This is a genomic window from Micromonospora marincola, from assembly GCF_056150385.1.
Genome location: NZ_JAXCFT010000004.1, coordinates 443,207 through 457,858, shown reverse-complemented (window position 1 = coordinate 457,858; position 14,652 = coordinate 443,207). Strand labels below are relative to the sequence as shown.

Here is a 14,652-nt window from a genome sequence, read left to right as displayed (position 1 = left end):
TCAGTGACAGACCGTGAGCAGACCGAGCGCGAGACAGCAGGAACCGGTCAACGCCAGCAGCACGGCAGCCACCGCACGCAGTGCGATCTCCGCCGGACGCCGGTCCCGCCACGCCACCGGCAGCGCCTGCTCCACCAGCACCGCCACCAGCCAGCCGAGGAGCAGCAGCAGGAAGAAGCCGTCGCGGCGTTCGTCGCCGAAGGCGCTCGCGTTCCCGCTCCCGCCGTAGTTGGGGCAGTCCCGCTGGTCCACGATCGGGCGGAGGACGAGCAGCGCCACCGCGATGACGACCGCGCCGCCGCCAAGCGCCCAGAACCCGCCGAACCGGACCGGCCGTCGTGGGGGAACGTCAGGGGTCTCTCCGTGCTCGTGTGACACCCGTGGTGTTCCACTCACCGGTCGAAGTCGGCGCGGGTGAGGAGAGGGCGAAGCGTGATGCCCTCGGCGGCAAGCGCCTCGGCTCCGCCCTCCTGGCGGTCGATCACGCAGACCGCGGTGTCGACCCGGGCGCCGAGGGCCCGCAACTCCCGCATGGAGAGCACCACCTGCCCGCCGGAGGTCACCACGTCCTCCACCACGAGCACCCGCCGCCCGGCCACCTCCGCCCCCTCGGCGAGGCGCGCCGTGCCGTACGGCTTCGCCGTCTTTCGGACGAACGCGCAGGGCAGGCCGGTGTGGCGACCGAGCGCGGTCACCACCGCGATGCCGCCCATCTCCAAGCCGGCCAGCACGTCCGTCCCCCGGGGAACCAGGGCGACCATCTGCTCCGCGACGGCGTCCAGCAGGACCGGATCGGCCTCGAACTGATACTTGTCGAAGTATTCGTCGGCGACCCGGCCGGACCGCAGGAGGAACTGTCCGGTGAGTCGAGACCGGACCTCGATCTGGCGTACGAGATCAGCACGTTTCACGCGGGGATCCTGGCACACCTTCCCTATCGGGTGGCGGGCTCCGGTCCGTCGTGCGGACCGGCGGACGCGTCGCGGGTGGGATAGCCCAGCACCTCGGCGAGGTCGCCCGCCGCCGCCATGTAGGCCGCGTAGATCTCGTCGTCGAAGTGGTTGCGCCAGTCGCCTGCCGCGCCCTTGCGGTAGTGCGAGATCCGGCCGGGCGTCTCCTTGTCCTTCTTCATCTTCGTGAAGCTGTAGCGGGCGAGGAGCGCTTCCAGTTCGGCCGGGGGCAGCGTGATGCCGCAGTGGCGCAGCAACTGGTCCACCTCGTCGGCCTGCCGTTCGCCGGTCAGGTCCTCGTAGCGGAACAGCCGGAACGTCTCCGCGGGCCGGGCCTGCGCCCACGACCGCATCTGCCCGAACTGCTTCTTGTCGCGGAGCCGGTCGATGACGTAGAGCATCCCGTCCTTCTTCGGCTTCTCCTGCAACGCCTTGCGCGCCTGCGGGATGTCACCCATCGGGGCGTGCGAGTTCCGCAGCGAGAAGTAGCTCGACACCACCACGTCACGCGGGTCGCGGATCACGAAGAACGCGCGGTACGTACCCGCCTTCGGGACGGCCTCGAAGCGCTTGTGGGAGAGGAAGATCGCCAGGCCGGTACGGCCGGCCGGCACCGGCGCGGTCGCGCCGCCGGGATAGAAGCGGGGGTCGTAGGGCAGCAGCCCGCAGTGGCGGTAGACGGCCGGGTCGCTGAACAACGCCTTGATCCACTGACTACCCGTCTTGCGGACGGTGCAGTGGAAGATGTTGTCGAATTCGCTGCGGGCGACCACCGGAACGGTCAGCCGCATTCGAGCGTTGCGCGCTTCCATCTGCGCTCGCCGGGCCGCGACGCGCAGCGAGTTCGGCGAATTGTGCTTGGCGAATTCGACGGCGCGATTGATCATTTCTCCAGACCCTGTCCGCGCCCTGGCGGAGCAGGGCGCACCGGCACTTCCGCGCACCTCGGACAGCCACTTCGGCAGGCTCCGGGCCGCTCGCCCCCGCGCCCCGACGCGCCGCCAAAATATCCCCGACGACCCCATTGATGTCAATCCGGGAAAACCTGAGAGCTTGCTGAAAAACCGCTATTTCTATAGGAATTGCGGGTGCGCGGAATGGGCTGCCGGGAGCCGCTCGGTAACGCCTGCGCCTCGCCGGACGAAGAACGGGTGTGACGGCTACGAGAGAGGACAGCCCGTGCATGATCCCGGCTCGACGCAGGACGACATCTCCGGCATCGGGGGCGATCCGGCGGCCTTCGAGGCGTTCTACCGGCGGCACGTGGAGACGGTGGGCCGGTTCGTGGCGCGGCGGGTCGACGACCCGCACGTCGCCGCCGACCTGACCGCTGACGTGTTCCTGGCGGTGATCGAGTCGGCGGCCGGTTACCGACCGGACCGGGGCAGCCAGATCGGCTGGCTGTTCGGGGTGGCCCGGCACGTCATCGCCGACGAGCGGCGTCGGGCCGCCCAACGGCTGCGGGTGACCGGCCGACTGGCCGGTCGACGGGATCTGGACGCCGACGACATCGCCCGCATCGAGGAACGGATCGACGCCGAGTCCGCCGCCCGCCGCACCTTCCGGGCGCTGCGCGGGCTGCCCGAGGACACCCGGGCGCTGCTGGAGTTCGTCGCCGTGGACGGTCTTCCCGTCGCGGAGGCGGCGACCGCGCTCGGGATGTCCCCGGTCGCCGCCCGGGTCCGCCTGCACCGGGCCCGCCGCACCGTCCGCGCCGTGCTCGCCCGCCCGGCCACCACCCTCGCCTGAGAAACGGAGATGACCACATGACCAGGACCGAGCAGTCCCCGCGCGGTTTCGAGGAGCGCCTCCTCACCGATCTGAAAGCACACGTCGCCCATCGCTCGGAGACGGTTCCGGTGACCGGCCCGATCGGGCGCCGTATCCGGTTCCCGCACGGCTGGCGCCTCGCCGGGGCCGTCGGGCTGGCGGTCGCGCTGACCGCTGGTGGCCTGGCGGTCCAGACGCTCGGGGTGGGTGACCCGCCGCCCACGGCGAGCGCGTCGGAGATCCTCCGGTTGGCGGCCGACGCCGCCCGCCGGCAGCCCGAACTCACCGCCCGACCCGACCAGTACGTCTTCACCGAGACGCTGACGACGTCCCGGCGGGAGCCCGTCAGCGGCCCGTACACCACCGGCAGGGTGCAGATGTGGCAGTCGGCCGGCGGGCTCGCGCAGATGCAGGTACGTCGCCGGCCGGAGTCCGACCCGAACGGGTGGAGCCGGCTGGTGACGGTCCCACCGTCCGATCCGGCGGATCCGCGCCGCGAACTCGACGACGAGCTTCCACCGCCCGCCTACCACGGGGATCTGCCCACCGACCCGGACGAGCTGCTCCGCTACCTGCGGGCCCATCCGGTCGACCTGCACCTGCCCGCCGGCGCCGACGAGGAGGCCGTGTACGGGGACGGGAGCATGGCGTACACCACCGCGCGGTGGATGCTCGACGAGTACGTGCCGCCCCGGGCGTTGGCGGCGCTGTACGAGTTGCTGGCGCGGGAGCCCGGCGCGGTCGTCATCTCCGGCGACGTGGTGGACGCCGCCGGCCGGCACGGGGTGGCGATCCGGATGCCGGGCGTGATCGGTGCCAAGGTGGACTTCATCTTCGACCGGGACACCCACGTCTACCTCGGCAACCGCGACACGCTTGTGCGGGACGGCAAGGAGTCGCTGTATTCGACCACCGCGCTGCTCCGGATCGCCATCGTGGACCGGCCGGGCCAACTGCCCTGACGGCCTCCGCCGCCGTCAGGGCGAGGAGGTCCAGCCCTGGCGGTGCAGCCGGTCGACGCCGTCCAGCAGCAGGTCCAGCGCGAACTCGAACTCGAACTGGTCGTCGCAGCCCGGCCCGACCACCGACGTGCCGTCGTGGGACGCCGCGCCGGCGATTTCGGCGAGGTGCGGGAACCGGGCGGCGGCCTCCGGCGGGAAGCCGGCCGCCGCCGGCTCGGTTTCGGCCGTGCCGGACCGGCCGGCGCGGCGGGAGGCGTCGAACAGTTCCTGACTGAAGCCGAGGATCCGGCTGCCCATCGCGTGCATCACGTGGTGGGCCAGGTCGGTGGAGAACCCGCCGGCCCGGAACGCGCCGACCATCGAGTCGAGATAGCCGAGGACACCTGGCGTCGGCGTGTTCCGCGACTCGATCGCGAGCGCCGCCCAGGGGTGGCGGAGCAGCATCTGCCGCGCCGAGAGGATGCGTCCGCGGATCGTCTGCTTCCAGTCGGCGTCGGGCTCCGGCGGGTCGATCTCGCCGACCACCGCGTCGATCATGCCGTCGAGCAGTTCGTCCTTGTTCGCCACGTGCTTGTAGAGCGCCATCGGCACGACGCCCAGGTGCTGCGCGAGGTTGCGCATGCTGAGGGATTCGATTCCGCCCGCGTCGGCGAGCGCGACGGCGGCGCCCAGCACCCGTTCCCTGCTCAGGGGCGTGCGGCGCAGCGCCTCGGCCTGCTCGACCATGTCGTCCTCGTCTTCCGGGGGCAGTACTTGCACCCTAACCTCCTTGACAGGTGTACGGCGTACACCCATGATGGGCGTACGCCGTACACCCGGGAGGAACGATGAAGGCGATCGTGCAGGATCGATATGGCCCGCCGGAGACGCTCACGCTCACCGACGTCCCCACGCCGAGGCCCGGCCCCGACGAGGTGCTCATCCGGGTCGAGGCCGCCTCGCTCAACGCGTACGACTGGCACGCCATGCGGGGCGACCCGCGGATGGCGCGGTTGGCGTTGGGGCGGGCCCGGCCACGGGCGCGCATCCGCGGCCGGGACGTCGCCGGCCAGGTCGAGGACGTCGGCGCCGACGTTCAGGGCATCCGGCCGGGCGACGCCGTCTTCGCCGACCTCGGCGACGCCAACGGCGCGTTCGCCGAGTACGTGTGCGTACCCGGGTCCCTGGTCGCGGCGCGGCCGGCGAACCTGACGCCGCAGCAGGCGGCGGCCCTGCCGCTGGCCGGCGTCACCGCGCTCGTCGGGCTGCGCGACGCCGGGCGGGTCGAGCCCGGCCACCGCGTCCTGGTCAACGGCGCCTCCGGCGGCGTCGGCACCCTGGCCGTCCAACTCGCCAAGGCGCTCGGCGCGACAGTGACCGGCGTGTGCAGCACCCGCAACGTCGACCTGGTCCGCTCGCTCGGCGCCGACGACGTCGTCGACTACACCCGCGCCGACTTCACCCGCGCCGCGGGCCGGCACGACGTCGTGTTCGACCTGGTGGGCAACCGCTCACTCCGCGCGCTGCGGCGGGCGTCGACCCCGACCGGAACGCTCGTGCTCTCCGGCGGCGGCGTCTACCGCGGTGGCAGCCTCGTCGGGCCGGTCTGGTTGATGGCGCGTGGGCGGCTGCTCGCGCCGCTGGTCCGGCAGCGCGTCGTCGTCCTGTCCACGACGCCCGGACGGCACCACCTCGACGCGCTGCGCACCCACGCCGAGGCCGGCCACCTCACCCCGGTCATCGACCGCGCCTATCCCCTGCGCGAGGTGCCCGAGGCCATCCGATACCTCGAAGGCGAACACGCGCGGGCGAAGGTCGTCATCACCCTCTGACGGATCTCCGGGGCCGGCGGCGCGACGGGAGACCACTGCGGGGCGGCACACCACACCGCCCCGCAGCACGCGGCCGACGACCGCGCGGACCACCCGTCAGGCACCGCGCCTGTCGTGCGGAACGGTGACGGTGACGGTGCAGCCGGCCGGCCGCCCGATCTCGTCGTGACCGGCGTACGTCAGGCGGTACACCCGGTCACCGCCGTTGCCGGCTCGTTCCGCCCGCAGCTTGCCCCCGGTGTCGGCAGTGCCGGTGGTGAAGCCGCTGACGTCGGTGGCGCCGCCGCCGGTCACGCCGGTGAGGGTGAACGCGTGCGGGCCGAGCACCCCGTCCCGCAGGCCCACGCTCACGCTGACGTCGACAAGCTTGTGGTTCGGCGGCCACAGGACCGGCCGGTCCACGACGCAGTCCAACGGCCGTACCGGCAGGGGTGCGGCAAGGGTGGCGGTGGCGTGCCCGATCGTCGCGGTGAGCCGGGCGCCGGCCTCGTAGTACATGTGCGCGGTGCGGCCGTCGAAGTAGAACGTGGGAGCCGCCGACCGGCCGAGGTCGGGCGCGGCGTCCATCGAGTCGTGCACGACGCCGAGGTGGACCTCCTGGTCGAAGTTCGCGCCCACGTCCACCGCGTGCATGTTGCCGTCGGCCGCGTGGTAGATCACCAGGTTGCGGTCCTTCCAGCGGAGGAAGAACGGCCCCGAGGCGTTCGGCCCCTCGTCGCCCTGCGGGGTGACGATCGGGTCGGGCTGGACGGCCCAGGTCCGCGCGTCGTTCGAGACGGCCCAGCGGATCCGGCGGGACACCGGCCCGGTGGGGCCGGGCGCGCCGCCGGTGGGGTTGTCCATGAAGACCATCAGGTACCGCGTGCCGAGCCGGGCCACGGACTGTTCGAACACCCGGGCGTACGAGGTCTCGCCGCCGGTGCTCGCGTCGCGGCTGACGGCGGTGCCGCCGTAGCTGAAGTGGATGCCGTCGTCGGAGGTCGCGTACCTGGTGATCGAGTTCTCGCCGTGGAAGTAGAGGAAGAGCTTGCGCTCACCCTCGATCCACACGGCGTGCGGGGAGGAGACGTGGCTGACCGTGGTGTAGTGCGGCAGCCAGGTGTTGCCGATGAGCGGGTTGGCGTCGTACTCGGTCCACGGGCCGTCGATCGAGTCGGAGTACGCGAGCGCGATGCCGCCCGGTCGTTCGTGCGGCGCGTAGTAGAGGTAGTAGGCGCCGAGCGGGTGGGGGAAGTAGTCGGCCGCGCGGATGACGCTGGGGAAGATGAACTCGCCGGTCGGGTTGTAGGCGAGGTCGTCCTTGTCGAAGGCGGTGCCCGCGTAGGTGAACGCCGGGAAGTCGAGTCCGGGATCGGCGGCGGCCGGCACGGCGCCGGCCGCGGTGACCGCGAGCAGGGCGACGCCGGCGGTGGCGACGGCGCGTCGGGGTGACGGTACGGATGGTCTCGGCATGCGTCTTCTTCCTGTGCTGTCGGGTGGCACCGAGGGACAGGCATAACTCTCGGTAGAGGTGCAGGCGTCATCGACCGTCGAGGCCGATGCGCCGCCGGTGTGCTAATACGTATTAGCATCTATGTTTCTCAAATGTTGCGGGCCATGCGCCGCTCCTGTCAAGGGGGGCACCCCGGCTGCCGCTAATGCGCATTACTTCAGGGAGTTCATCCGCCGGAAATCTCGTTCACCCCCTTGACACGGGGTCCGGGCAGAGGTCAGGCTCCATCCCAACGCCGAGGCTAATACGCATTAGCCGCCCCGGAAGGACCGACGTGACCGCTCCCCCCAAGCGCGTAACCCAGCGTGACATCGCGCGGATGGCCGGTGTCAGTCAGGCGACCGTGTCGCTTGTGCTCAACAACCGGACCGACGCCGACGTACGCATCGCCCCGGAGACCCGGGACCGGGTGCTGCGGGTCATCGCCGAGACCGGCTACGCCGCCGACCCGGCCGCCCGCCGCCTCGCCTCGCGGTTCAACCGGATCATCGGCGTGTTCACGTACGAGCCCGCCTTCCCCAGCGGCAGCCGGGACTTCTTCCACCCGTTCCTGCTCGGCATCGAGGAGTACGCCGAGCGCGTCGGCTGCGACCTGCTGCTGTTCACGAGCGCGCCGGTGGTGGACGGCCGGCGGCGCATCTTCCACCAGGACAACCGGCTCCGGCTCGCCGACGGCTGCCTCCTGCTCGGCCGCGAGATCGACAGCGCCGAGCTGGACCGGCTCAACCGCGACGGATTCCCCTACGTCGCCGTCGGGCGCCGCGACGACGCCAGCGGTCCGGTGCCCTACGTCGGCGCCGACTACGCCACGGCGGTGGCCCGCCTCGTCGAGCGGGCGCTGCGCGACGGTCACCGGCGCCTGACGTACGTGGGCATGGGCATGACCGCCGAGTCCTCGCAGGACCGGCGGCGCGGCTTCGACGCCGCGGCGACCGGCGCGGAGAACGCCCGGCAGGTCGTCGCGGCGGCCGGGACGGCCGACGCCGCCGTCGACGAACTGCGGGCCGACGGCAGCACGGTCGCCTTCGTGGAGGACTTCGCCACCGCCGTCGCACTGGAGTCGGCCGCCCGCCGGCGCGGGCTGTCCGTGCCCGGCGACCTGTCGATCGTGACGCTCGGCGACCCGACGTCCCCGGTGCCCACAGACATCGCGTTCACCGGGTTCCACATCCCGCGCGAGGAGATGGGCCGGCAGGCCGTCGAGGTGCTCACCGGCGTCATCGACGGCAGCGCGGCCGGGCCGCAGCAGCGCCTCCTGCCCTGCGAACTCGTCGAGGGCGACACCCTCGGCGCACCTGAACCGGCGGTCGACAGGCGCTGAGCCGTCGATCGCGCAACTGGAAGGAAGCAATGGTATTCATGCGTGCGGACGTCCTCGTCGTCGGCGGCGGACTGGGCGGCGTCGCCGCGGCGCTCGCCGCGGCCCGGGCCGGCCGCTCGGTCGTCCTGACCGAGGAGTTCGACTGGCTCGGCGGGCAGCTCACCAGCCAGGCCGTCCCACCCGACGAGCACTCCTGGATCGAGCAGTTCGGCGCCACCGCGAGCTACCGGGAGCTGCGGGACGGCATCCGGGACTACTACCGCCGCCACTACCCGCTCACCGAACGGTCCCGGGCCTGGACCGACCTCAACCCGGGCGCCGGCTGGGTGAGCCGGCTCTGCCACGAGCCCCGGGTGGCGGTCGCCGTCCTGGAGCAGATGCTCGCGCCGCACCGGGGGTCCGGGCGGTTGACGGTGTTGCAGCCCTACCGGCCGGTGGCCGCCGAGACCGACGGAGACCGGGTCACCGGCGTCACGCTCGCGCACCGGGACCGGGACGACCGGATCGAGGTGGTGGCGCCGTACGTCCTGGACGCCACCGAGACCGGCGAGCTGCTGCCGCTTACCGGCACCGAGTACGTCACCGGATTCGAGTCGCGGGCGGAGACCGGCGAACCGAGCGCGCCGGCGCAGGCACAGCCGATGAACATGCAGGCGGTGTCCGTCTGCCTCGCCCTGGACCACGTCGACGGCGACCACACCATCGACCGGCCCGCCGGCTACGACTTCTGGCGCGACTACAAGCCCGACTTCTGGGGCGACCGGATGCTGTCCTGGCGGTCGCCGCACCCGCGGACGCTGGAGATCGTCGAACGCAGCTTCACCCCGAACCCCGACGACGATCCGCTGAGCGTCCACGCCGACCAGCGGCTCAACCCCGGTGACGGCAACCTGTGGACGTTCCGGCGCATCGCCGCGCGGCGCAACTTCGTCGACGGGGCGTACGGCAGCGACATCACGCTCGTCAACTGGCCGATGATCGACTACTTCGAGAGTCCGGTCATCGACGTGCCGAACGCGGCCTGGCACCTGGCCAAGGCCCGCGAGCTGTCGTACTCCGTCCTGTACTGGCTGCAGACGGAGGCCCCCCGTCCCGACGGCGGCACCGGCTTCCCCGGGCTGCGGCTGCGCGGCGACGTGACAGGCAGCCCCGACGGCCTGGCGCAGGCGCCCTACATCCGGGAGTCCCGCCGGATCCGCGCCGAGTACACGGTGGTGGAGCAGGATCTCTCCCTCGCGGTGCGGGGTGAGCACGGCGCGGTCAGCTACCCCGACTCGATCGGCGTGGGGATGTACCGCATCGACCTGCACCCGTCGACCGGCGGCGACAACTACATCGACGTCGGCTCCTGCCCGTTCGAGATCCCGCTCGGGGCGCTGATCCCGCAGCGGATGGAGAACCTGCTGCCGGCCGGCAAGAACATCGGCACCACGCACGTCACGAACGGCAGCTACCGGCTGCACCCGGTCGAGTGGAACGTCGGCGAGGTCGCCGGCCTGCTTGCCGACTTCTGCCTGACGCGGGGCGAGTCCCCGCGTGCGGTCCGCGGCACCCCCCGCCTGCTGGCCGAATTCACTGATCGCGTCTCGGCCGCCGGCGTCCAGCGCCGCTGGCCGCAGATCGCGGGCTACTGAAACCCCCGGTGAGGAGAAGATAGTGAAAACACGAAAGGGCCTGGCCGCCGTCGCCGCGACGTTGTCAGGTGTCCTCGCGCTGTCCGCCTGCGGCGGTGGCGGCGAGGCGAAGGACGACGGCCCGGCCAGCCTGCGGATGACCGTCTGGTCGGCCAACGAGGCGCACCTGAAGCTGTTCAACGAGATCGCCGACGAATACCGCAAGAGCCACCCGGACGTCGCGGAGATCAAGTTCGACCCGCTGCCGTTCGACAACTACACCACCACCCTGACCACCCAGATCGCCGGCGGCAACGCGCCCGACCTGGCGTGGATCTTCGAGAACTCGGCCCCGGACTTCGTCGCCTCGGGCGCGCTGCGTCCGCTCGACGACACGCTCAAGAAGGCCGACGGCTACCAGTACGACGATCTCTCCGCCGCCACGCTCAAGCTCTGGCAGGAGGACGGCAAGCTGTACGCGTACCCGTTCTCCACCTCGCCGTTCGGGGTGTTCGTCAACACCGACATGGTGAAGAAGGCCGGGCAGAAGACGCCTGCCGAGCTGATCGCGGCCGGGCAGTGGACCTGGGACAACGCCCTGTCCACCGCCGGCGCGACCGCGGCGGAGTCGGGCAAGGCCGGCCTGGTGATCCGCGACTTCGACTACAAGGGCTGGGACAACCTGTCCACCTTCTGGACCGGCTGGGGCGCCCAGGCGTGGAGCGAGGACGGCCGGAGCTGCGGCTTCGCCAGCCCGGAGATGGTCGACGCGATGACCACCCTGCACAAGGGGATCTTCACCGGCAAGGCGCTGCCCGGGCCGGGCACCACCGCCGACTTCTTCGCCGGTGACGCGGCCATGACGGTCACCCAGATCTCGCGTGCCTCGCTGCTGAAGGACGACGGTTTCGGCTGGGACCTGGTCCCCCTGCCGGCCGGTCCGAAGGGCCCGTACGCGGTGGTCGGCCAGGCCGGCCTCGGGGTGATGAAGAAGAGCCCGCACGCCGAGCAGGCGGCCGACTTCCTGGCGTTCTTCACCAACCCCGCCAACTCGGCGAAGCTCGCCCAGTTCTTCCCGCCGCCGCGCACGTCGCAGCTCACCGCCGAGACGCTCGGCAAGACCAACCCGAAGCTCAAGCCGGAGCAGCTCCAGAAGGTCGTCGTCGACGGCATCACAAGCGGCGTGGTCAAGCCCAGCCACGCCGGGCAGGCCGAGCTGAGCCAGCAGGTCCGCGCCGGTCTGGACCCGCTGTGGCAGCCGAACGCCGACGTCAAGGCCGTGCTCGACGGCGTCTGCGCCAAGATCCAGCCGTTGTTGGCGAAGTAGGGCCGAGAATCATGACCCAGACGGACACCAGGGTGGGCCCGGCCGTTCTGGACCAGCCGTCGCCGGGACCAGCTCACCGGTTACCTGTTCATCGCCCCGCAACTGCTCGGCAGCGTGCTCTTCGTGATCGTGCCGCTGGTCCTCGTGGTCTGGTACAGCCTGCACGAGTGGAACGTGCTCGCCGGCAGCTTCGAGTTCGTCGGCGCCGACAACTACACCGCGCTCGCCGACGACCCCAACCTCGGCTCGGTCCTGCGGGCCACCGGGCTGTTCTCCGTCGGCCTGGTCGTGCTCAACCTCGGCCTGGCGTTGCTGCTCGCCGTGCTGCTCAACCAGAAGCTGCGGGGCACCATCCTGTTCCGCACCCTGTTCTTCTCCCCCGTCGTCGTCTCCCTGGTGGCCTGGACCATCGTCTGGGGCTTCCTGCTGCAGAAGAACGGCGGGATCAACGGCCTGCTCGACAGCGTCGGCGTCACCGGGCCGAACTGGCTGCGCGGAGAGGGCACCGCGATGCTGTCGGTCGTCGTCGTGCAGGTGTTCAAGAACGTCGGCCTGAACATGGTGCTGTTCCTGGCCGCCCTCCAGGGCGTGCCGGCGGACCTGTACGAGGCCGCGGAGGTGGACGGGGCAGGCCGGATGCGCCAGTTCTGGCGGATCACCGTGCCCCTGATCAGCCCGACGATCCTGCTGACGTCGATCATCACGGTGGTCGGGTCGCTCCAGGTCTTCGCGCAGATCGCGGTGCTGACCCAGGGCGGGCCCGGCACCTCGACCACGGTGCTCGTCTACTACCTCTACCAGCAGGCCTTCCAGTTCCATCACTTCGGCTACGGCGCGACGCTGTCGATCCTGTTGTTCGTCATCGTGCTCGCGCTCACCGTGCTGCAGTGGCAGATGCGCAAGAGGTGGGTCTTCCATGAATCGTGAGCTGTCCCGCCGGGCCAAGCTGGTGCTCTACGGGGCGCTGCTGGTCCTGGCCGTCCCGTTCGTCTTCCCCACCTGGTGGATGGTCACCTCGTCGCTGACGCCGGTGGCGGACATCTTCGCCTTCCCGCCGAAGCTGCTGCCGACCGACCCGAGGCTCGACGCCTACCGGCGGGTGTTCGAGTTGCAGCCGTTCGGGCAGCAGTATCTCAACAGCCTCTACATCGCGCTGCTGGTCACGGTCGGCACGCTGGCCGTGGCGGCGCTTGCCGGGTACGCGTTCGCGCGGATCCGGTTCCGGGGCCAGAATCTGCTGTTCCTGGTCGTCCTCGCGGGCCTGCTCATCCCCAGCGAGGTGACGATCGTGCCGCTGTTCCAGATGTTCTTCAAGGCCGGGCTGATCAACACCCACTGGCCGCTGATCCTGGTGCCGATCTTCGGCGCGCCGAGCGTGCTCGCGACGTTCATCATGCGGCAGTTCTTCATCAGCCTCCCCGACGAGCTGGAGGAGGCGGCCCGGGTCGACGGGTTGGGACGCTTCGCCACGTTCTGGCGGATCGCGCTGCCGCTGTCCCGGCCCGCGCTCGGCGCGGTGTCCATCTTCACCTTCCTGCACAGCTGGAACCTCTACCTGGAACCCATCGTGTTCCTCTCCTCGCCGGAGAAGTTCACCCTGCCGCAGGCGCTCACCCAGTTCGTCGACGCCTACGGCGGCCCGATGTGGGACGTCCAGCTCGCGGCGGCGTCGATGACCGCGCTGCCGGTCCTGGTGGTCTTCGTCATCGCCCAGAAGCAGTTCGTCGAGGGCCTCGCGCACACCGGCCTGAAGGGGTGACCGCGCCGCCGATCGGCGTCGACATCGGCGGCACGAAGACCGCCGCCGCCCTGGTCGACCCCGACGGGCGGGTACGGGCCCGCCGGGAGGTGCCGACCCCGGCCCGCGCCGGGCCCGATGCGGTGCTCGACACCGCCGCCGGCCTGGCCGCGGACCTGTTCGGCGCGGCCGGCGCCGGCCCGGTGGGGGTGGGCACCGCAGGCACCGTCGACCCGGCCACCGGCACCATCCGGTACGCCACCGACAGCCTCCCCGGGTGGGCCGGCACCCCGGTCGCCGACGCCCTCGCCGCACGCCTGGGCCGACCGGTGCGCGTCACCAACGACGTGAGCGCAGCCGCGCTCGGCGAGAGCTGGGCCGGCGCCGGCCGGGGTCGCCGGCACGTGCTGCTGGTGGCCGTCGGCACCGGGCTGGGCGGGGCGGTGGTCCGTGACGGCCGCGTCGAGACCGGCGCCCGCGGGGCGGCGGGCCAGCTCGGGCACCTGCCCGCGCCCAGCGCGCACCGGCTGCGGTGCGGCTGCGGCAGGTACGGGCACCTGGAGGCGATCGCCTCCGGCACCGGGCTGTCCGCCGCGTACGCCGTGGCGACCGGCACCCGGCTCGCCGGCCGGACCGTGGCGGAACGCGCGAACACCGGTGACCGGGTCGCCGGGCAGGTCGTCGACCGGGCCGGCGCCGCCCTCGGCGCGGCCCTGGCCGGGCTGGTCGCCCTGCTCGACCCGGAGGCCGTCCTGGTCTCCGGCGGGGCCGCCGCGGTCCTGCTGCCCGCCGCGTCCGCCGCCTACCGGGCGGAGCTGCCCGAGGGTTGGGCCGGCGTGCCGCTGCTGCCGGCTGCGCTGGGCGCCGACGCCGTCCTGGTCGGCGCGGCCCGACTCGCCACCCGGACGACAGACGACGGAGGGACCGGACCGTGAACGTCCTCGACGACCTGGCCGGCGGGCTCGTGGTGTCCTGCCAGCCGCTGCCCGACGAGCCGGACGACCCGATGCGCGACCCGTACGTCCAGGCCCACGTCGCCGCGGCGGTCGTGCGCGGCGGCGCGGTGGCGGTCCGGGTCAACGGCCCGGACGACGTCCGGGCGGTACGCGCCGCCGTCGACGTGCCGGTGATCGGGCTGTACAAGCACGGCGCCGAGGACGTGTTCATCACCCCGACCGCGGCGCACGCGCTTGAGGTGGCACGGGCCGGCTCGCACGTCGTCGCGGTCGACGCGACCGACCGCCCCCGGCCGGACGGGCGCGGCTTCGCCGACACCGTACGCGCGCTGCGGGAGCGGACCGACGCGCTGGTCTGGGCCGACGTCTCCACCGTGGCCGAGGGGGTCGCGGCGGTGGCGGCCGGCGCGGACGCGGTCGCCACCACCCTTTCCGGCTACACCTCGGCCAGCCCGTCCACCGACGGGCCCGACCTCGGACTCGTGGCGCGACTCGCCGCGCTGCTGCCGGTGCCGGTGATCGCCGAGGGGCGGTACCGCACCCCGGAGCAGATCGGCCGGGCCTTCACGGCCGGGGCGCACGCGGTGGTGATGGGCAACGCCGTCACCTCACCACTGTGGATCACCCGCCGGCTCGTGCCGGCCACCCCCCGCGCGGCGCACGGACCGCATCCGAGGGAGATTCATCACCCGTGATGGTTGCCGTTTTGCCG

The 14,652-nt window shown here is 71.9% G+C and carries 15 protein-coding genes; 10 read left to right on the top strand and 5 right to left on the bottom strand.

All coding sequences use genetic code 11. The annotated features are described in order from the left end of the window. From SM450_RS13340 to SM450_RS13330, 3 genes are read right to left on the bottom strand one after another with little or no spacing between them, the layout of a single operon-like run. Entirely contained in the window at window positions 1–378 is a 378-nt protein-coding gene (locus tag SM450_RS13340) for a hypothetical protein (RefSeq protein ID WP_474620031.1), read from the bottom strand. A gap of 14 nt (window positions 379–392) precedes the next feature. After that, a complete protein-coding gene (gene pyrE, locus SM450_RS13335; RefSeq protein ID WP_474620030.1) occupies window positions 393–911 on the bottom strand; it encodes an orotate phosphoribosyltransferase in 519 nt (172 codons plus the stop codon). Window positions 912–934: 23 nt separating this feature from the next. Beyond that, window positions 935–1,837: a sulfotransferase domain-containing protein gene (locus SM450_RS13330; RefSeq protein ID WP_474620029.1), complete on the bottom strand. Its 903-nt coding sequence runs from the start codon at window positions 1,835–1,837 to the stop codon at window positions 935–937. Window positions 1,838–2,129: 292 nt separating this feature from the next. Here SM450_RS13330 and SM450_RS13325 point away from each other — a divergent pair, with 292 nt between their 5' ends. Together SM450_RS13325 and SM450_RS13320 are read left to right on the top strand one after the other, a co-directional pair. Next, the gene (locus SM450_RS13325) at window positions 2,130–2,699 is read left to right on the top strand and encodes an RNA polymerase sigma factor (protein ID WP_474620028.1); all 570 of its coding nucleotides are present in this window, start codon (window positions 2,130–2,132) and stop codon (window positions 2,697–2,699) included. A gap of 17 nt (window positions 2,700–2,716) precedes the next feature. Then, the gene (locus tag SM450_RS13320; protein ID WP_474620027.1) at window positions 2,717–3,682 is read left to right on the top strand and encodes a CU044_5270 family protein; all 966 of its coding nucleotides are present in this window, start codon (window positions 2,717–2,719) and stop codon (window positions 3,680–3,682) included. A gap of 15 nt (window positions 3,683–3,697) precedes the next feature. Here the strand turns inward: SM450_RS13320 and SM450_RS13315 are convergent, their stop codons facing one another. Then, window positions 3,698–4,408 carry a TetR/AcrR family transcriptional regulator gene (locus SM450_RS13315; RefSeq protein WP_474620075.1) on the bottom strand — a complete coding sequence of 237 codons (711 nt, stop codon included), beginning with the start codon at window positions 4,406–4,408 and terminating at the stop codon, window positions 3,698–3,700. A 101-nt stretch (window positions 4,409–4,509) separates the two neighbouring features. Between SM450_RS13315 and SM450_RS13310 the strand changes: the two genes are divergently transcribed. Beyond that, window positions 4,510–5,493, top strand: a complete 984-nt coding sequence (locus SM450_RS13310) for an NAD(P)-dependent alcohol dehydrogenase (protein ID WP_474620026.1) — start codon at window positions 4,510–4,512, stop codon at window positions 5,491–5,493. Between the two features lie 96 nt (window positions 5,494–5,589). Here the strand turns inward: SM450_RS13310 and SM450_RS13305 are convergent, their stop codons facing one another. After that, a complete protein-coding gene (locus SM450_RS13305; RefSeq protein ID WP_474620025.1) occupies window positions 5,590–6,945 on the bottom strand; it encodes a glycoside hydrolase family protein in 1,356 nt (451 codons plus the stop codon). A 314-nt stretch (window positions 6,946–7,259) separates the two neighbouring features. On the opposite strand from SM450_RS13305, the gene SM450_RS13300 reads away from it, so the two are divergent. From SM450_RS13300 to SM450_RS13270, 7 genes are all read left to right on the top strand, one after another. Further along, window positions 7,260–8,306 (top strand): LacI family DNA-binding transcriptional regulator, encoded by a 1,047-nt coding sequence (locus tag SM450_RS13300; protein WP_474620024.1) that lies wholly within the window; start codon window positions 7,260–7,262, stop codon window positions 8,304–8,306. Between the two features lie 38 nt (window positions 8,307–8,344). Next, window positions 8,345–9,940, top strand: a complete 1,596-nt coding sequence (locus SM450_RS13295; RefSeq protein WP_474620023.1) for an FAD-dependent oxidoreductase — start codon at window positions 8,345–8,347, stop codon at window positions 9,938–9,940. Between the two features lie 22 nt (window positions 9,941–9,962). Next, entirely contained in the window at window positions 9,963–11,246 is a 1,284-nt protein-coding gene (locus SM450_RS13290; protein WP_474620022.1) for an ABC transporter substrate-binding protein, read from the top strand. A gap of 123 nt (window positions 11,247–11,369) precedes the next feature. Next, window positions 11,370–12,173, top strand: a complete 804-nt coding sequence (locus SM450_RS13285; RefSeq protein ID WP_474620021.1) for a carbohydrate ABC transporter permease — start codon at window positions 11,370–11,372, stop codon at window positions 12,171–12,173. Further along, window positions 12,163–13,005 carry a carbohydrate ABC transporter permease gene (locus tag SM450_RS13280; protein WP_474620020.1) on the top strand — a complete coding sequence of 281 codons (843 nt, stop codon included), beginning with the start codon at window positions 12,163–12,165 and terminating at the stop codon, window positions 13,003–13,005. The genes SM450_RS13285 and SM450_RS13280 overlap by 11 nt, the downstream gene beginning before the upstream one ends. Next, window positions 13,002–13,919, top strand: coding sequence for an ROK family protein (locus tag SM450_RS13275; protein WP_474620019.1), 918 nt, complete (start codon window positions 13,002–13,004; stop codon window positions 13,917–13,919). Before SM450_RS13280 ends, SM450_RS13275 begins: the two co-directional genes overlap by 4 nt. Then, the gene (locus SM450_RS13270) at window positions 13,916–14,635 is read left to right on the top strand and encodes an N-acetylmannosamine-6-phosphate 2-epimerase (RefSeq protein WP_474620018.1); all 720 of its coding nucleotides are present in this window, start codon (window positions 13,916–13,918) and stop codon (window positions 14,633–14,635) included. The genes SM450_RS13275 and SM450_RS13270 overlap by 4 nt, the downstream gene beginning before the upstream one ends. Window positions 14,636–14,652: the final 17 nt, after the last annotated feature.